Here is a 17,057-nt window from a genome sequence, read left to right as displayed (position 1 = left end):
ATAGAATGTAAAAGTGACATAAGGAATTTAGAAAATTTTGAAAGGTCGTTTTATCAAATGCAAAAATTATATTTTTCCAGCTATATCGGTGCCCAAAAACCTGAAACCATTGTCAATAAACAAAACGCCTGTCCTTTTTGTGACCGAGATAACCTCACCGGCATTTTAGAAACAGAAGGGGATATGATTTGGCTCGAAAATAAATACCCTACCATCCAGGATACGTACCAGACGCTGATTGTTGAGACAGGCCAGTGTGACGAAGATATAACGACTTACAGCATTCAAAAAATGAGAAAACTGATACAGTTTGGTTTAGAGAAATTAATACATATGGAGAAAGATCCTCAATACAAAAGCGTCATATTGTATAAAAACCACGGCCCGCTTTCTGGCGGCAGTATAAAACACGCCCATATGCAGATTGTCGGATTGAAACATGCGGATTATATGGAATCACTTTCATATGAGAATTTTCTGGGGATCAAGGTTGCAGAACATCCTAATAAAGCTGAATTCAATCTGTCGAGCGATCCGATTATGGGTTTTACGGAAATGAATGTGATCATTAGTGACTCGCTGGAGAATACTGACCTGATGGCTGATTATATTCAAACAGCTGTTACCTATTTGACCCAAGATTTCAGCTATAAATGCACAAGCTATAATTTATTTTTCTATCATACAAATCAAAAGATCATCTGCAAAATCGTGCCGCGATTCGTTGTTTCCCCTTTCTTCGTTGGCTATAAAATCCCGCAGGTCTCGGTAGATCAGCGTTTGCATGAAATAAAAGAAGAATTGCAGACAAAATTGAATGCCTCACGAAAAGAAAACAATGTGCTATGAAAACATAATGCTTCGAAGTTTGACAGTATAAAAACAGCTGATGGGTATAAATGCGGGGAGGCTTCAGGAGCCGTTTTCACTTTCAGATGCAAGCTTCAGTCTTTTGCCGGCATACAAAAAGCCGCTTCCTTTCGGAAAAGCGGCTTTTGTACTGGTTATTCTTTTTCTTCATAATACTTAGACAGCTCAATAATCATCGCGCCCATCCGTTCAATCTCCGGAGCGAGCAATCTTGTCATGCCTTCTTCCCTCAGCGCTTCCGCGGTCACTTTGCCGACAGCCGCAGCGATAGCGCGCTCTTCGAATACAGCCTTCACTTCATTGATATAGCCGCGCTCCCTGGCAAAGTCAAACAGGGAACGAACCTGAATGGCCGTTGTAAAACAAACGGCGTCGATCTCACCATTCATCAGCTCCCGGCATAACTTATCCACTGTTTCCTTCTCAGGCGGGATATGCTGATAAGGCAGAATCGGCAGGACAGACGCGCCCTTTTCTTCAAGAAATGCCATGAGGGCCGGCGCATTTTCTCCATGAAGCTGCACCATGACTGTTTTTCCAGAAAAATCGTGGGGCTCCAGAGAACGGATTAAGCCTCTTGTTGTCCCGTCTTCATCAGAAGCTTGGGGTGTGATCCCAAGCTTTTTCAGCACAGACAGCGTTTTGTATCCCCGGCATGCCGCTTTCGCTTGGCGAATGGCCTGCAGAAACTCATCTTTCAGACCGATTTTCTCTGCCATATCGACAAGCGTCTCCGTGCCGATGCCTGTCGTGAAAATGACCCAGTCAGCTTTCTCCTCCACAAACGTCCGCAAATCCGGCTCCACCTGCTTCTCTGCTAAGTAAACCGTTCCTTGGAGAGGACGGATGACAGGTGTTCCGCCCTGTTTTTCAATGATTGTGCTGATCTCTTCCGTTTTTCGGGAGCCCCCGATCGCCACGCGTTTTCCATGTAATCCTTTTCCCATACCCGCTTCCTCTCCTCTATGCATATGTTTTTATGTACACGAGCTTAATAAAGCTATTGTGGCGCAAACCAAGGGAGAAATCAAGATCAACCTAAGCCCCTAAAATCCATTGAATACGCCGGCAGCTTGCTGTAATATAAACAGCAGACATGTTTTCTAACGGAGGTTCGCCATGGACACAAAAGAAGAATATGAAACTAAAGGCTTCGATACAACGATCGTTTACGAATTCAATGAATACCCGGACGTCCGCAGCGGGCGCTGCGATAACTGTGATTACACACTGTTCAAAAGCTCTGTTAAAGGCGGAAAATTTCTAAGAGAATGCCGGAGATGCGGAATGAAAAAGAACATTTAAACAAAAAAACCGAAATCGAATGTTTGATTTCGGTTTTTGTGATTTATTGTGTAACCGCGGATTTTTTCATAAACGCTTCAATCTCAGCTGCCGCACGCTCCGCTCCGCCCGCCTCTTTTACATCCTTTTGCATGTTCTTGACGCGGTTTAACACCCCTGGATCACCGGATACAGCCTGAACCGCTTCCTGAAGCTTAGAAACCGTTACTTCCTCTTTCGGCAAATAAACGCCGAGGCCTAAATCATCGACACGCTTTGCGGTGAGCTCCTGCTCATACATTTGCGGAATAACAACAAGCGGCACACCGGCATTCATCGCTTCCATCGTACTGTTCATCCCGCCATGAGAAATAAACAAATCGGCTTTCGCCAACACCTCAAGCTGCGGCACGCTTTGGCGAATGGTAAAGTGAGCAGGGATATCATCCAAGCTTTCAGGATCAATCGTTTTCCCGACCGACATGATCACTTGCCACGAAGAATCCCGAAATGCCTCGATGCACATCTTGTAAAATTCCGGCCATGCGTTAAACGCCGTTCCCAATGAAATCAGCATAAGCGGGCGATCACCCTTTTCAATCAACAGGCTTTCTTGTTCCGTCCGTTTTCCAAGGGAAGGGCCGACAAAACAGAAACGGTCATCGAACGTCTCATGCTGGATTTGAAAAGACTTCGGCATAAACACAATATTTAATGGTTCCGGCACAGCTAATTGTTCAAATGAAACAACCGGCAATTGCTCTTGCTCCAAGTAGGCTTTAAATTCAGCCTCGGCCTCTTTTATCATTTTCAGCATGTCTTCGCTTCCGAGCTGAAAGGATTCATTTTGGGCATAGGATGAACAAAGCTTGACGGCGGGCACATGAAGCTTGTCAGCAAACAATTTTCCAGCCAGCGCGACAAAATCATAGATGATCAGATCAGGCTGATCATCTTGATATAACTCCTCAAGCTGCGGCAGGATGCTCAGTGATTCTTTTAAGAGAATGAGCGGCGCGTCATTCTTTTCCATCATCTCCCTGATTTGTTTAGGGTCAATATTCAAGGATGTACGATAGATCAATGCTTCTCCGCCGGCTTGCTGTACAGCAGGCGCGAACTCCTCCGTCGTGGCATAGGTGACACGATGCCCTCTCTCACAAAGCTTCTCTACTAATGCAAGCGTAGGATTGACATGCCCGTACGCCGGGATATTGATCATCGAAATATGGTGCTTTTTCATGAATCTCCATTCTCCTTCTCTATTAAATTTTCACACGGAAGCTCTTTAATCCGTATATCACGCTGTTTTCAATCGGTGTGATACTGACGCATTCCATATGAGGAAAAGCAGAAATCAAAGACGTTAACGCGATATTCGCTTCAAGACGGGCAAGGGGCGCCCCAAGACAAAAATGGATGCCGTGCCCAAACGCGATATGCGGATTGGGATGGCGGTGAATATCAAACAGGTGTGGCCTGTCAAACTTCGCTTCATCACGATTTGCTGACGCCACAAAAGCCAGAACCATATCACCTTCTTTCATGTGGTGTCCCCCGATCTCTGTATCTCGCTTGGCAATGCGCCTCAAAACCGGTGCTGGCGCCCTGAAACGCAGGGCTTCCTCCACTGCCTGAGGCATGAGTTCAGGATGGCTCCGCAGTTCCTCATAAACATCCGGCGTTTCCAATATGCTGTACATTGCATTTGAAATCAGGTTTGTTGTGGTTTCATTCCCGGCCACCAATAGCAGCGTGCAAAACGGAATCAACTCTTCTCCTGACAGCTTCTCGCCTGTTTCTTCCGCTTTCACTAAAATTGAAATGATATCCTGTGCCGGTTTGTTTCGCTTTTCTTCTATGATGTCGGCAAAGAACGCGGCCAGTTCTTCCTCGCACTTGTTTCGTTCTTCCATAAAGGCTTTTTCAGCTTCTTCACTTTTATCCTTCGGCGTGCTGACCAGAAGATCAGACCATGTTTTAAACCGATCCATATGCTCAGAAGACACCCCGAGCAGCTCAGATATCACGATGACCGGAAGCGGATATGAAAAATCGCGCACAAGATCAAACTCGCTTCGCCCCTGAAACGTTTCAATCAGTTCATCTGTGATCTCCTGAATTCTCGGTTCCCATTGCTTCATCACACGCGGCGTGAAGGCTTTATTCACTACAGAACGGATTTGCGTATGCCTTGGCGGGTCCATGTTAATGATGGAATTTCCAATAGCGCTTGACTGCTGCGGCATATAACTGGAAAACAGCTCTTTATCGCCAATGACTTTTTTGACATCATCATATAGAAAAACGCTCCACACTTGGTTTTCTTCATCATAGGAAACAGGCGCATCCTTTCTCATCGATTCGTACCATGGAAACGGATGATAAGCATCCTGTTTGTTTTTTCCATTGAGCAGTGCTCGCTGCAAGGCTTGCCGCTGGTTCAGCACATTCATGTATTGTCACTCCCCTTGAAAGAATTCAGCAAATAACGTTCGTCTTCACCTCCCGCTTTCGAGAAAGAGAGGGACAATCAAGTATAGACAGATTGATAACAGCAGGCAGGCGATCACGATGTCCAATGCAGGCATCATATATTCCCTCTCGAATTTCGTTCATCTTACCATAATCTCTCAATTTTTTTCTATTCTGCACCCCTCCTTTGGCTCACAACGTGACCTTAGACATAAGCATGCAAATTCAATATGCATTCAATTGCACACGTTCCAATAAGAAAATCCCCCTATTTTCAGACAATAGCACTAACTCTCAAAAATGACTTTTCCATTACGCGAACTAGCTGAATCTATGATGAACTAAAAAGGTGAAGAGAGGACAATGTGGCAACTCTAGACCCTTTTTAAAAAACAAGATGTCGGCAGCTGATTAGAAGGAAAAGTGAAAACAAAAAACCAGCCGTAAAACTCGCATCGAAAAACATATTACGCTATAAAAAAAGAAAGAACCCGGAAGGCTCTTTCTTTGCTTAGTCACATATCGTTCTCTTGTCCGGATGGCGCAAAAAATCAAACAGCATGCTGAGCTGCGAGGCTGTGTTTCGTTTTGGAGAAAGCGGCGGGAGCCTGTCTTCCGGAAAAAAAGCGGCATGGTTCGTCTCAATTCCTGTTTCACCATGTCCCCCTGTTATGCTGCATTCAATGAATATCTTATAATAGTGATACGGCTGAGGCGGATGAGTGTGCTTATGGCTGTCTAGCACGGCCAGCAATCGAGACGGTTCTGTGTCATACCCCGACTCTTCTTTGATTTCCTTGATCACGTTTTCAACCGGCGATAACCCAATCTCACAAAACCCACCCGGCAGTGACCACAGCTCATCATGCTTCTCCCGGACAAGCAAAATCTGATTGTCTCGGAATACTGCGCCGCGAACATCCGCTTTCGGAGTCGGATAGCCTTTCTCACCCTTCCATAAATCAGTGATCACCTCAATTTCCGTTTGTGAGTAATCCGCCATCATCTCTGCGCTGAGCTTCATCAGCTCTTCGTACCTTTCCCTGTCATACACATCCTTGGAAAAAGCGAGTCCCGCCTGTGCGATCGCCCGAATCCGCATCGCCCGATCCAGCCATTTGGTTTGCACTTTTATCACTCATCCTTTCACATGATTTGCCACTATAAAAAAAAGCACGTTTCCCACTGATGAAAACGTGCAACTGTCAATCTATTTCTAATCTAACTTCACCAAATAATCCATATTGTCCTTCACTCTCTCTTCAAAATTACTGCTTGTGATATCAGCTAAAAACGGATTATATACCAGTGTGCAATGTTTTTGTTCTCCTTTAGGGATGACATAACTGAGTACACCTGTAACCTTTTTCCCTGATATTAGTGTTCCTTCCAAAAGTATTCTGCCCTGCTCTTCAATAGAATAAACTGGCCGGACTGATTGATCATTCTTATCTTTTAAGTCTAACCCCATGAAATTGTAGCTTATCGAGTCTTTCCCTATGTTTTCTATCGTAACTTCTATAATGAGCCGTTCCTCATCTTCTTTTAATGTTTTTGACTTAGAGTCTACAGCTCCTCCAATTTCCGTATATTCACCTTTTTGCACGCTATCAACTTTATTCACTGTAAAATTCGTATGTCCTGCTTTAAATGTTTCTCCTATTTTATGTATTTGATCATCTTGTTTAATCTTCGGCTCACCTTGTTTTTTCAATTCCTTATCAATTTCTTTTTCAAGCTCTTCTTCCGATTTTTTCTCTTTCGGTTTTTCTTTTTCTGACGCGTCGCTCGATTGGCTGCACGCGGAAAGCGCAAGCCCGATCGTCAGGGCAAATAATAGTAGTAAGACTTTTTTCACGACTGTTCCCCCATCTAAAGTAATCGATTTCTATTATAATCAGATTTTACCTTTTCCTGACAGGTAAGAAAGTAATGATTTTATCTATTTTATCCATTACCAACTGACTCTTTTCTGGTGTTTGAACATTTTTCACTAGTTCATTAGTCCTTTTTATCAAAAAACCCGAGCTGGCAGCAGCCGGCTCGGGCAGGTGGTCAATCTCGCTTATTCATGTCCCTTTTCTCTCGAGGTTCCTGTTGTTGTTTTTGATGCTCCGGAGGCTGAGTCGTGCGTTCCATCTCCTTTGTATCCTGTCCCATTCCTTTTAAAAACGAGAAAAGCAGTGTAATGGATTTGTTGATTTCCGGGTCTTTGAGCGAACGGATGATATCGAAATAACCTGTTTTCTCTTCGCTGTCCTTCTGTTCCACCGCGTTTGCCACACCCGCATTCACTTTCAAAATGAGGGGCTCCAGCTGTTTCACATCCAGCATGCCGAGCGTTCCAAACAGAAGAAGCAGATTTTTCAGCGTATTGGCCGTTTCCTCTGTATCTGCCTTTTTCACTAGAATATCGAGGACTTTATCCCCTTGGCCAAAAAGGCCGCGGAGCAATGGCAGGGCGCCGCGCTCGTTCATGTGGCCGAGCATTTGCAGCGTTTCTAGAATGGCTTCCTTATTTTCAACTAATGCATCTTCAATTTCTTTCATATCATGCTTACGCTGATCCTCTTCGGTTACTTGGATTTTCTGGATTTGTTTAATTGCTTTAGCCATTACGCCCAATCCCCCTTTTCACTGCGTCGCCAGGGAAAATATAATCCTTCCGCGCCCATTTCTTTTGCACTTGCACACCGATTTGCGGCTGCGGGTTGCCATTGCGGTGATTGATTTTAGGGAGCGGGTTGGTTCCGTCGCGCTTCAAAATTTCCATTTTGGCTGATGTTTCTTTGTATGCCGGCGTATCGGTATCCTTATCTGCATGGCTGCTAGTTAACAGGTTGATCGCTGCTTCCCCTGAATCGTTCATTGGCAGATATACTTCCTTCCCTTTGACACGATCAGTGATCAGACATTTCACTTTGACATTTCCGAAAGGCGATGTGAGTCTGACGAGTGTTCCGTCCTCAATTCCCCGTTCTGCCGCTAGCTCAGGAGAAATTTCTAAGAATACTTCCGGTGTTTTCTCCGAAATCCCTTTTGATTTGTAGGTTAAGTTTCCTTCGTGGAAATGTTCTAAGAGCCGCCCATTGTTGACGTGGATATCATATTCCTCACCGAATTCATCAGGCTCCGTCCACTGAACAGGATAAAGAATGGCTTTGCCGTCCGGAAAAGGAAACCGCTCTGTAAAGAGTAAAGGCGAATCCTTTCCATCAGCGCTTACAGGCCATTGCAGAGAATTGTAGCCTTCAAGACGTTCATAGGTAACGCCGGCATAAATCGGCGACAGCATCGCTGCTTCCTCCATAATGTCACTAGGGTGTTCATAGCGCCAGCCAGCTCCAAGCTTATTGGCTACTTCCATAATAATTTGCCAATCAGGCTTTGATTCGCCCAACGGTTCAAACACCTGATACAGCCGCTGAATACGGCGTTCTGTATTGGTAAAGGTTCCCTCTTTTTCGAGGCTTGGGCTCGCAGGAAGAACAACATCGGCAAACTCGGCTGTTCGTGATAGGAAAATGTCCTGCACCACAAAAAAATCAAGCTTTTCATATGCGGCGTGCACATGATTGATGTTGGAATCGACAAGACCCATTTCTTCCCCTTTTACATACATCGCTTTCAGCTGGCCTGAATGGATTTTTTCAATCATTTCGTGATTGGTCATGCCCGGCTCCTTCGGCATCGGCACACCCCATGCCCGCTCGTATTTTTGGCGGACTTGTTCATCCGTTACATTTTCATAGCCAGGCAGTTTGTTAGGCATACTTCCGAAGTCACTCGCCCCCTGCACGTTGTTATGGCCGCGCAACGGATAAGAGCCTGTGCCCGGTTTTCCGTAGTTTCCTGTCACAAGCAGCAGATTTGAGATCGCCGTGCTCGTGTCGCTTCCGCCAATATGCTGTGTCACGCCCATTGCCCACAATGCGCATACACTATCTGCTTGGCCAATCATCTCGGCCATTTGGATGAGCGTTTCTCGATCTATTCCGGTTTTCTCCTCGGCATATTCAAGTGTGTACGGCGTGAGGCTTTTCACATATTCATCCCGTCCGTTCACTTTTTCTCTTAAAAATCGTTCATCAGCCTTGCCGTTTTCAATTAAATATTTGGCAATGGCATTCAGCCAGACGATATCTGAACCTGCACGCGGCTGAACAAATAAATCAGAGCGCTCTGCCATTTCGTGCTTTCTGATATCCGCTACGATCACTTTTTGCCCTTTCAGCTTATGAGCCCGTTTAATGCGCGTGGACAAGACCGGATGGGACTCTGACGTGTTTGAGCCGATAATCAATACAAGATCCGCTTGCTCGATATCTGTAATCGACCCTGAGTCACCGCCATAGCCAACTGTCCGGAACAGACCGGCCGTTGCGGGAGATTGGCAATAGCGCGAGCAGTTGTCCACATTATTTGTGCCGATGATTCCTCTGGCCAGCTTTTGCATAAGGTAGGATTCCTCGTTTGTGCATTTAGAGGATGTAATAAAGGCCAGTGAATCAGGGCCAAACGAGTCTTTCAAATCGGAGAACTTGCTGGCGATCAGGGTTAACGCTTCCTCCCATTCCGCTTCACGGAAATGGTCGCCTTCGCGGATCAGCGGCTTTGTCAGGCGCTCCTCGCTGTTTACGAAATCCCAGCCAAACTTTCCTTTCACACAGGTAGAAATGCCGTTCGCCGGCGCTTCCTCCTGCGGCTCGACTTTTAGAATGTCTCTGCCCTTTGTCCAAACATCAAAGCTGCAGCCGACCCCGCAGTATGTGCAGACGGTTTTCGTTTTCTTGATTCGTTCATCACGCATGGCGGATTCCATATCAGAAATGGCAAGAATCGAGCCGTAACCTGTTTCTACGCCTTTTGTGATCTCGATCATCGGACGCAGTGTTTCGTCATTGATTCCTGTTAAATATCCAGCTTCCCCTTCCATTCCTTTTTCCATCATCGCATTACATGGACAAACCGTTGAACAGTGGCCGCATGACACGCACGACGACTCATTGATCGGCACATCATTATCCCAAATGACGCGCGGGCGTTTCCGCTCCCAGTCAATGGTCAGTGTTTCAGTCACCTGAACGTCCTGGCACGCTTCAACACAGCGGCCGCACAAAATACACTGATCCGGATCGTACCGGTAAAACGGATTTGATTCATCCTTAGGGTAAGGCTTCTGATCGAACGGGATGCTTTGGTGATTGACTTTCATTTCTTTCACCGTATTATGTATTTCACATCCCCCGTTGTTGTAATCGCAAACTGTACAATAAAGCTCATGATTATATAAAATCTTGTCCATCCCAATGACCTGCGCTTTTTTCACATCAGGCGAAAGCGTATCAATGACGTCTCCATCCTTTACTTCAGCGGAGCACGACCTCTTTAGCTCACCATTGATGCTGACGATGCACGTATCACATGTTTCAATCGGCCCTAAGCTGGGATGATAGCAAACTTGCGGCACTTCAATTGAACTGTTGTTCAAAAGCTGAAGCACTGTCTGGCCTTCGGACGCTTCCATTTCAACGCCGTTTATTGTGATTTTTTTCTGTTCAGCCATCTCCATTCCCCTTTCTTGCTTGTGTATATACCGAATTACCCATTTCTGTTCCCTTACAAGTGATCAATAAAACATCCAAAGCGCACTAAAAGGTTTTATCCCAATCACACCGGGAAACGGGATGATAGATAAAAAAGGAGGGATCACATGAAAAAAACAATGTCTGTTCTAACAGCGGCAGCCGCACTGTCAGGCACTCTATCCGGCCTTGGCGCAGCACCCTTTCCAAATCAAACTCAAGCAGCCACGCTCTCCGAAGACACGAATCAATCTGCCGACGAGCTTGTCAAAGATCTCTATAACACCGCCTATAAAGGGGAAATGCCTAAGCAGGCGCAAGGCCTTGTCATTAACAAAAGCACGAAAGGCGACGTCCATGCCGCATTAGGGGAACCGGAAAGGCCGATTGCCGGAGACAATCGATTTGAATTATATCGCTGGAATATGGGGCAGCCGGGCTACGGGTTTTCCTACCATCAAGACATGACCATTTCAGAAATCCGCTACTTTGGAACCGGCGTGGAGCGGCAGCAGAATGTAGGCGGGGTTACCCCGGAAGTGCTGCGAAATGAATTAGGCCGCGCAAATCGAGTATTAACCGTCCCATTCACCGACGAGATCGATTATGTATATGATACAGGCCAATATGAACTCCATTTTGTAATGGGCACGGACCAGGCCGCTGACCATGTAAACCTTAAAGCAAAATAAATACTTGATGCGGCTCGTCAGCCGCTTTTTGATTGGACAAGCAGAGGAATATTCCTTACAATCATGGGAGTTGAGCAGAGACGGGGTATCAATTTTCAATGAAGCGAAAACGATGGGTATATGCAGCTCTTACCATCATCATCATGACGATAGGGCTGGGATCCAGAACATTCTCCAGTGTTCTGCCGGATGCTGTCAATCCTTATCTGGGGGACTCGCTGTGGGCCGCCATGATCTTTACGGGATGCGGGTTTTTATTTCAGAAAATGAATACAATAATGACGGGCATTATCAGCCTTTCTTTCTGTTTTTTCATTGAAATCAGCCAGCTGTATCACGCAGATTGGATCGACCAGATCAGAGACACTTCTCTTGGCGGCCTTGTACTGGGATACGGTTTTTTATGGAGCGATATCGAGGCGTATACGATCGGAATTGCACTCTGTACCGCCATAGAATTGATCGTTTTGGGACTCAAAAAGCGCCGCAACATGTGACGCTTTTTCAGTTGCCAAACAGGCCGCAATGGGAAAGAATGGTCTCCGCATCCAAGAGCGTTGCCTCGCTTATCGTAACTTGATGTTGAGCCATAAATGACTGAACGGCATGATACCCAACCGCATAACCGGCAAAGGCTGATAATCCCGCGGGCTCATAGCCTTGGACTTTCGCGATTGGATCACCAAACATATAACGGCTCACCTCCGAAAAGCCTTTCACATCTAGCACCTCATTGATGACATCAATGGAATGCCGCAGATCTTCTTGATCAAAACGTGTTACCCAAGGACCCAACTGCTCATCGCCAAACAGTTCTCTGGCAAATGACTCAGCCAACCCCTCAATCACAAGATAATCCCCGACACTCACAGAGCCATGATGAAAATCAACATACGAAAACCGCAGATTATGATGAAACTCATGAGCAATAATGGAAGGAATCCTCGGCAGGTTATAGCTGTCCGGATTCAGCCATACATGAATAAAGCCCGGTATCCCGCCAAATCCGCAATAGCCTTTTTGCAGCTGAAGTTTAGTGGGATCAGCGATATAAAGGCCGAATTTGATCTTGTCTGCATTCACCCGCAGCTGTTCACGCTCAGCAAAATGGATACATTGCCGCAGCGCAGATTCAGCTGTCTCTTCAGCACATGATTCTTTCAGTATTTGCAGTGCTTTCTGCCTGGCTTCAGCATCACGGACATCCAAATAACCAAGCATTTTCACAGCCATGAGGACATCATAGCCGTTCTGCTCCTTCGCTCTTAGCGGAACATGGATGGCGCTCCACATCTTTTCAAATGGCTTCATCATCGTATACCGAAACTCATCAACTCTTTTCTGTTCTTCCATTGAAAACAACTTTTCATATTGCTCAAAGGTTTTTTCCATTACAAATTTCATCCGGATTTCCCCCTTGTTAAAAACATACGGTATGCCGCAGCGTAAGGGTCAACATGCAAAATTAAGCCCTTTTGCACTGTAAAATCATCCAAAGCCGCCGATAGGTAAGGCATAGGAGGTGGAACGATGGATATTCCCGCTTTATCAGTTGCGATGCATCAAGCATCACTTGCCCAAAATGTTGAGGTTGCCTTAACGAAAAAAATGCTGGATACCGCCCAGCAAAATGCCGATCAAACCTTAAAGATGATTCAGCATCCGACGCTCGGACAAACCATTGATGTAAAAGCTTAACCTCATACCAAAGGCGGCCGGGAGCTCCATCCTCCCGGCCGCCTTTATTGTTCACAAAAAAGCATGCATATTTTGACTTTTCCCCCGTATGATGTATTGTTTGCCATATAGGGAGGTCATAAAGGACATGAAAAAACGGTTTACAAAGGCTTCATTGGTGTTATTCGCAGTTGTATTTATGTTTGCCTTTAAAGAAACGCCCGCCAATGCGGAAACCCATGCCTACGATGGAAAAAGCCCTTATTACAATGATTGCGCGTCCAGCGGCACTACAAAAAAATCTTCAAACTTAGTGAATGCCAACAATCAAGTCATCGGAGTGGTCGAGCTTAAATTCAGCAGTACATGTAAAACGGCTTGGGCAAAAATCACGATGAACAACACATTGGCAACAGGCTTTGAAGCAAATGCTGAGATTACACGGAACACGGACAAAAAGAGATACAACTGTGATTCTGCAGGCGGCAACGGAAAAGCGGTGGCCGGCCAAAAATCTTGTTATACACCGATGGTTTATGATTTAGACCCAAGGACTTCTTACGCTTTCGGCAAGTATTCAGGGCCGAATCTGAATGTTTGGGCCACCACAGGCTCTTACTAAAAAGAAAAAAGGCTGCCCAAACGGAAAACATCCGCGCAGCCTTTTCGTATTAATTCGCTTCTCTTTGTTTTTTAACTTCTTCAAGCTGGGAGACTGTCACCAATTGATAGCCTTGATCGGTGAGTTTTTTGATGATTTCATCGGCCGCATCAGCAGAGGTGCGGTAAATGTCGTGAATCAAGATGGTTCTTCCATCTCCCGCCTGACTCATGACCCGGTCAACGATCGTTTTTTTATTGCGTTCTTTCCAGTCTTCCGGATCAACATCCCATAATGCGACATCCATTTTCAATTGGCTCCGCAGCTCATCATTAATGCCGCCGTATGGAGGCCTTACAAGCGTTGGGCGGTATCCGCTTACTTTTTCAATCACATCCTGCGTGTCGTTAATCTGCTTTAACGCTTCTTTCACTGAAAGCCTTGTGAGAAGCGGATGGCTCCATGAATGGTTCCCCACCTCATTCCCTTCTTTCAGCATCCTTTTCAGTGTTTCCGGATAATATTGCACCCTGCTCCCAAGAACAAAAAACGTGGCATGCCCCTTATGTTTCTTCAAGGAGTCCAAAATCTGATTTGTTGTCGCAGGATTCGGGCCGTCATCGAAAGTAAGAGCGATGACTTTTTGATGGGGATCAATCGCTTCCTCTTTTGGCAATGAAATCACTTCATGCTTCGGCTTTTGCTCTTTTATTTTATTTTTGTTTTTTTCTTTATCAATATATTGCTCTTTCACAATGTCTTTTAAAAGGCTTTTCTTAATCGCAATCGATCGCTCTCCAAGATAGCCTGCCGCGACCTGATACGTATCGAAATAAAATTCGATATAATCTTGCTTGATGGCAAAGCGGCTGAAATTTTCTTTTTTCGGTGCCGTTCCTTCCTTTAATAGGGCATCATCCGCACGAATGTCCTTATCTTTTTTCAACTCATGATACGCAATGAACGAAAGCTCATGTAAATAGTCGGCGTCCTCTTTGAAAATATCATCAATTGAAAGAAAAGCTTGCTTACTAAAATCATAGTTAAACGTTTTTGTAATGGTTTGTCCATGTGCACCGGCGATATATTGATATTCATGAAATACAATCGCTACTGTCTGCTTGGCATAATGGGCAATTTTATAATCAACGTTTAATTCGTTGCGTTTTTTTGTATGTTCCTGATCGACGTCTTTCGTTTCCTTTTGAAATTGGCGAACCTCTTTCTCTGCGAAACTCTTTAATACCCCATCTATTTTTGCATTTTTAAAAACAGGATAATTGACCGCGTAATTGAACGTTTTACCGTCATTCACAAGCGTAGCGATCTCCACATTCCCATATTGAGAATCAGCCTTTACTTTCGTCATGACTGTTTCTTTTTTCAGTGAATTATGGAAAAAGCCAATGAGGCCTGCCACACATACAACTGTTAATAAGATATGAAACCATTTGATTCTTTTTGCCAACACCCCAAATTCCTTCCTTCATGACCATTTCGATTTATGTTTCATTAGTTAAAACTGTATCTATTTAGAAATATTTTTGTAACATTAAAGTAATATTTATTTCATATTTGTAATGTTATGAGATTTAGAAGTTCTTGTCAATCCTTTTCTTCAGAGAATTCATCATAAAAAAAACGATTTTAAGAATGTACATACACCCAACTCAAACATCGAGAATATGGTAAAAGGAATAAAAAAAGCTAGGGAGGTTTTCCTCTTGGAATACCCTTTGAATGAACAGCCATTTGAACAAATGACACCTTATGATGAAAGACAGCCTTATTATTATCCGCGCCCACGACCGCCTTTTTATCCGCCTTATTATTACCCAAGACCGTTCTATCCGCGGCCGCCTTACTATTACCCGCGCCCACGACCGCCTTACTATCCATGGTCCGGTTATGGCGGCGGTTTCGGCGGCGGCTTCGGAGGCGGCTTCGGCGGCGGATATGGCGGAGGATATGGCGGAGGATACGGATACTAAGCGCCATTAATCAAAATGGGGGCAGTCCAGCTCCCCATTTTTTTGTTTTAAAAACGACAATATTATGACAAATCTAGGAAATAATTGTGATTCTATAGCCGTCTTGTTACGATTACAAAAGCATGCAGTTTTGGGGAGGTGTCTTTTTGGAGAATACAAGTGATTCTGCAGCCATTTCTGAAGCCAAATACATAAAACCTTCAAATCGGGTAACAGTTTACGATTTTATCAAACTTGCAAAACCCGGGATTATCATATCAAACTCGATCGCTGCCTTCGGCGGATTCTGGATCGCGTTTGCAAGCGCAGAAAAACCATTTACAGGAATGGCTTTTTTGATGACAATGGTGACAGCAATGCTCGGAACTGCATTTGTTATGGCTTCCGGCACTGTCTATAACAATTATTTTGACCGGCATATGGACGCAAAAATGGCGCGCACCCGCAGCAGAGCGTCGGTCACAGGGAAAATGCCGCCAGCCATGATCGTCACGTATGGTTCTGTTTTAGGAATCACCGGTCTTGCGATGCTCTACTCCCTCAATCCATTAACCGCCCTTCTCGGACTGGCCGCTTTTATTTTTTATGCAATTATCTATACCGTATGGGTGAAACGAACTTCTGTGTGGAGTACATTTGTCGGGAGCTTTCCCGGAGCTGCGCCGCCATTGATGGGGTATTGTGCGGTAACCGGTGACATCAGTATGACTGCAGTGCTGTTGTACGCAATCATGTTTCTGTGGCAGCCGCCGCATTTTTGGGCGATTGGAATCAGACGCAAAGAAGAATATCGGGCAGCGGGCGTTCCGCTCTTGCCTGTTGTAAAAGGAAATCATGTAACAAAAATAAAAATGCTTCAATATATTGCAGTTTTGGTGCCGGTCACACTATTATTTCCTTTCTCTCTTCCCGCCGGCCATATCAGCTCATTTTATTTCTTAGCAGCCCTGATTCTCGGATGCATATGGATCAAAAAAAGCATCCAGGGATTCAAAACGGACGATGACGTGAAGTGGGCAAAGGATATGTTTGTCTACTCGCTCGTTTATTTTTGCTTGCTGTTTTTCATCATGATGGCAGATTCATTAGTCATGTTATTGATTAGGTGATCATCATGCAAAAGAGCCACACGTTAATGTGACTCTTTTTTGTTTGGAAACACAGCCTCTAATAGAAATGCCACGCAAAAAAACACAGCCATGCAAATCAAGAACCGGACGATCTCACTCAAAATCCAGCTATCAGCAATACGCATACCATCGGTTTCATGAAGAGTTGCACATATTGAAAAAATCATGAGTATATATTTTAAGGTTTCTTTGTTCATGAAATACCATCGCTTTCTTACATTGATCATGCAAACTCCATTCGGAGAAAAAACATGCCTGCATCACTGCATGTTTTGATTGTATGAAGTCCTTGTTTTTTCAGCCAGCCATTTGCTAAGTTCAGGCAAACAAATGAAAAACGCTTCTGAAAAAAAATAAATCTTTTGCGATAAACTAAGCGGCGGAAAGCTCGAACCGGCTGATGCTGTACTCTCTCCTAATGAAAATAAGAACATTAGAAAATGTAGTAACGGCATGAAAAAAATATATAGCATCCTTAATACGTGGATCGGGACGTGTACCTTTTTCTTAAAACCAATACAAGAAAAAATAAATCCATAAACGAAAAGACAGTACGTCCCCCAGCCTAGTATCGGGTGTGCGCTAAACCACAAAAATAAAATTGCTAACAAATACATATCACTCTCCACTCATAAACTCGAACTCTTTTTTCCATCATCAGGTATTATAAGCCAAAAACAAACAAAAGAATAGACATGTTGCTATATTTAGTACATGAACATAAAGAGAAGTAAAAAGGAAACCTATCTAGA

At 44.6% G+C, this 17,057-nt stretch carries 17 protein-coding genes; 8 read left to right on the top strand and 9 right to left on the bottom strand.

Annotated features, from left to right (window positions below; genetic code table 11):
* Nucleotides 1-57: 57 nt before the first annotated feature.
* A complete protein-coding gene (locus tag M1D98_RS06410) occupies nucleotides 58-849 on the top strand; it encodes a DUF4931 domain-containing protein (RefSeq protein WP_010329454.1) in 792 nt (263 codons plus the stop codon).
* A 155-nt stretch (nucleotides 850-1,004) separates the two neighbouring features.
* Here M1D98_RS06410 and M1D98_RS06405 read toward each other — a convergent pair whose 3' ends face one another.
* The gene (locus M1D98_RS06405) at nucleotides 1,005-1,817 is read right to left on the bottom strand and encodes a uroporphyrinogen-III synthase (RefSeq protein ID WP_010329453.1); all 813 of its coding nucleotides are present in this window, start codon (nucleotides 1,815-1,817) and stop codon (nucleotides 1,005-1,007) included.
* Between the two features lie 172 nt (nucleotides 1,818-1,989).
* On the opposite strand from M1D98_RS06405, the gene M1D98_RS06400 reads away from it, so the two are divergent.
* A complete protein-coding gene (locus M1D98_RS06400) occupies nucleotides 1,990-2,175 on the top strand; it encodes a hypothetical protein (RefSeq protein WP_010329452.1) in 186 nt (61 codons plus the stop codon).
* A 43-nt stretch (nucleotides 2,176-2,218) separates the two neighbouring features.
* Here the strand turns inward: M1D98_RS06400 and M1D98_RS06395 are convergent, their stop codons facing one another.
* From M1D98_RS06395 to fdhF, 6 genes are all read right to left on the bottom strand, one after another.
* Nucleotides 2,219-3,397 (bottom strand): glycosyltransferase, encoded by a 1,179-nt coding sequence (locus M1D98_RS06395; RefSeq protein ID WP_121642357.1) that lies wholly within the window; start codon nucleotides 3,395-3,397, stop codon nucleotides 2,219-2,221.
* A 22-nt stretch (nucleotides 3,398-3,419) separates the two neighbouring features.
* Complete coding sequence (locus M1D98_RS06390) at nucleotides 3,420-4,610, bottom strand: cytochrome P450 (RefSeq protein WP_456280115.1); 1,191 nt, start codon at nucleotides 4,608-4,610, stop codon at nucleotides 3,420-3,422.
* 530 nt (nucleotides 4,611-5,140) lie between these two features.
* Nucleotides 5,141-5,767 (bottom strand): NUDIX hydrolase, encoded by a 627-nt coding sequence (locus M1D98_RS06385; RefSeq protein WP_121642356.1) that lies wholly within the window; start codon nucleotides 5,765-5,767, stop codon nucleotides 5,141-5,143.
* A gap of 78 nt (nucleotides 5,768-5,845) precedes the next feature.
* Nucleotides 5,846-6,487, bottom strand: a complete 642-nt coding sequence (locus M1D98_RS06380) for a DUF4352 domain-containing protein (protein ID WP_268552230.1) — start codon at nucleotides 6,485-6,487, stop codon at nucleotides 5,846-5,848.
* Nucleotides 6,488-6,684: 197 nt separating this feature from the next.
* Nucleotides 6,685-7,245 (bottom strand): DUF1641 domain-containing protein, encoded by a 561-nt coding sequence (locus M1D98_RS06375; protein WP_435576862.1) that lies wholly within the window; start codon nucleotides 7,243-7,245, stop codon nucleotides 6,685-6,687.
* Nucleotides 7,238-10,195, bottom strand: a complete 2,958-nt coding sequence (gene fdhF, locus M1D98_RS06370; protein ID WP_268544603.1) for a formate dehydrogenase subunit alpha — start codon at nucleotides 10,193-10,195, stop codon at nucleotides 7,238-7,240. The genes M1D98_RS06375 and fdhF overlap by 8 nt, the downstream gene beginning before the upstream one ends.
* A gap of 147 nt (nucleotides 10,196-10,342) precedes the next feature.
* Here fdhF and M1D98_RS06365 point away from each other — a divergent pair, with 147 nt between their 5' ends.
* Together M1D98_RS06365 and M1D98_RS06360 are read left to right on the top strand one after the other, a co-directional pair.
* A complete protein-coding gene (locus M1D98_RS06365; protein ID WP_121642353.1) occupies nucleotides 10,343-10,906 on the top strand; it encodes a YjgB family protein in 564 nt (187 codons plus the stop codon).
* A 98-nt stretch (nucleotides 10,907-11,004) separates the two neighbouring features.
* A complete protein-coding gene (locus M1D98_RS06360) occupies nucleotides 11,005-11,403 on the top strand; it encodes a ribosomal maturation YjgA family protein (RefSeq protein ID WP_121642352.1) in 399 nt (132 codons plus the stop codon).
* Nucleotides 11,404-11,410: 7 nt separating this feature from the next.
* On the opposite strand, the gene M1D98_RS06355 is transcribed toward M1D98_RS06360, so the two are convergent.
* Nucleotides 11,411-12,310, bottom strand: coding sequence for a DUF2268 domain-containing protein (locus M1D98_RS06355; protein WP_456280114.1), 900 nt, complete (start codon nucleotides 12,308-12,310; stop codon nucleotides 11,411-11,413).
* Between the two features lie 126 nt (nucleotides 12,311-12,436).
* Here M1D98_RS06355 and M1D98_RS06350 point away from each other — a divergent pair, with 126 nt between their 5' ends.
* Together M1D98_RS06350 and M1D98_RS06345 are read left to right on the top strand one after the other, a co-directional pair.
* The gene (locus tag M1D98_RS06350) at nucleotides 12,437-12,604 is read left to right on the top strand and encodes a YjfB family protein (protein ID WP_435576861.1); all 168 of its coding nucleotides are present in this window, start codon (nucleotides 12,437-12,439) and stop codon (nucleotides 12,602-12,604) included.
* A 127-nt stretch (nucleotides 12,605-12,731) separates the two neighbouring features.
* Nucleotides 12,732-13,205 carry a YjfA family protein gene (locus M1D98_RS06345; RefSeq protein WP_435576860.1) on the top strand — a complete coding sequence of 158 codons (474 nt, stop codon included), beginning with the start codon at nucleotides 12,732-12,734 and terminating at the stop codon, nucleotides 13,203-13,205.
* Nucleotides 13,206-13,254: 49 nt separating this feature from the next.
* Here the strand turns inward: M1D98_RS06345 and M1D98_RS06340 are convergent, their stop codons facing one another.
* Complete coding sequence (locus M1D98_RS06340; protein WP_435576859.1) at nucleotides 13,255-14,655, bottom strand: polysaccharide deacetylase family protein; 1,401 nt, start codon at nucleotides 14,653-14,655, stop codon at nucleotides 13,255-13,257.
* A 253-nt stretch (nucleotides 14,656-14,908) separates the two neighbouring features.
* Between M1D98_RS06340 and M1D98_RS06335 the strand changes: the two genes are divergently transcribed.
* A complete protein-coding gene (locus M1D98_RS06335; RefSeq protein ID WP_026014481.1) occupies nucleotides 14,909-15,175 on the top strand; it encodes a hypothetical protein in 267 nt (88 codons plus the stop codon).
* Between the two features lie 122 nt (nucleotides 15,176-15,297).
* Complete coding sequence (gene cyoE / locus M1D98_RS06330) at nucleotides 15,298-16,284, top strand: heme o synthase (protein ID WP_456280113.1); 987 nt, start codon at nucleotides 15,298-15,300, stop codon at nucleotides 16,282-16,284.
* Nucleotides 16,285-17,057: the final 773 nt, after the last annotated feature.

This window comes from Bacillus sp. K7, from assembly GCF_053903245.1.
The sequence above is the reverse complement of the archived record's forward strand: the minus strand, read 5'-3'. Positions and strand labels throughout refer to the sequence as shown.

Bases quoted from the DNA above. Each gene is read 5' to 3' on its own strand.
- M1D98_RS06410 (WP_010329454.1), top strand. From the start codon at position 58: ATGCAAAAATTATATTTTTCCAGCTATATCGGTGCCCAAAAACCTGAA.
- M1D98_RS06405 (WP_010329453.1), bottom strand. From the start codon at position 1,817: ATGGGAAAAGGATTACATGGAAAACGCGTGGCGATCGGGGGCTCCCGA.
- M1D98_RS06400 (WP_010329452.1), top strand. From the start codon at position 1,990: ATGGACACAAAAGAAGAATATGAAACTAAAGGCTTCGATACAACGATC.
- M1D98_RS06395 (WP_121642357.1), bottom strand. From the start codon at position 3,397: ATGAAAAAGCACCATATTTCGATGATCAATATCCCGGCGTACGGGCAT.
- M1D98_RS06390 (WP_456280115.1), bottom strand. From the start codon at position 4,610: ATGAATGTGCTGAACCAGCGGCAAGCCTTGCAGCGAGCACTGCTCAAT.
- M1D98_RS06375 (WP_435576862.1), bottom strand. From the start codon at position 7,245: ATGGCTAAAGCAATTAAACAAATCCAGAAAATCCAAGTAACCGAAGAG.
- fdhF (WP_268544603.1), bottom strand. From the start codon at position 10,195: ATGGCTGAACAGAAAAAAATCACAATAAACGGCGTTGAAATGGAAGCG.
- M1D98_RS06365 (WP_121642353.1), top strand. From the start codon at position 10,343: ATGAAAAAAACAATGTCTGTTCTAACAGCGGCAGCCGCACTGTCAGGC.
- M1D98_RS06360 (WP_121642352.1), top strand. From the start codon at position 11,005: ATGAAGCGAAAACGATGGGTATATGCAGCTCTTACCATCATCATCATG.
- M1D98_RS06355 (WP_456280114.1), bottom strand. From the start codon at position 12,310: ATGAAATTTGTAATGGAAAAAACCTTTGAGCAATATGAAAAGTTGTTT.
- M1D98_RS06350 (WP_435576861.1), top strand. From the start codon at position 12,437: ATGGATATTCCCGCTTTATCAGTTGCGATGCATCAAGCATCACTTGCC.
- M1D98_RS06345 (WP_435576860.1), top strand. From the start codon at position 12,732: ATGAAAAAACGGTTTACAAAGGCTTCATTGGTGTTATTCGCAGTTGTA.
- cyoE (WP_456280113.1), top strand. From the start codon at position 15,298: ATGCAGTTTTGGGGAGGTGTCTTTTTGGAGAATACAAGTGATTCTGCA.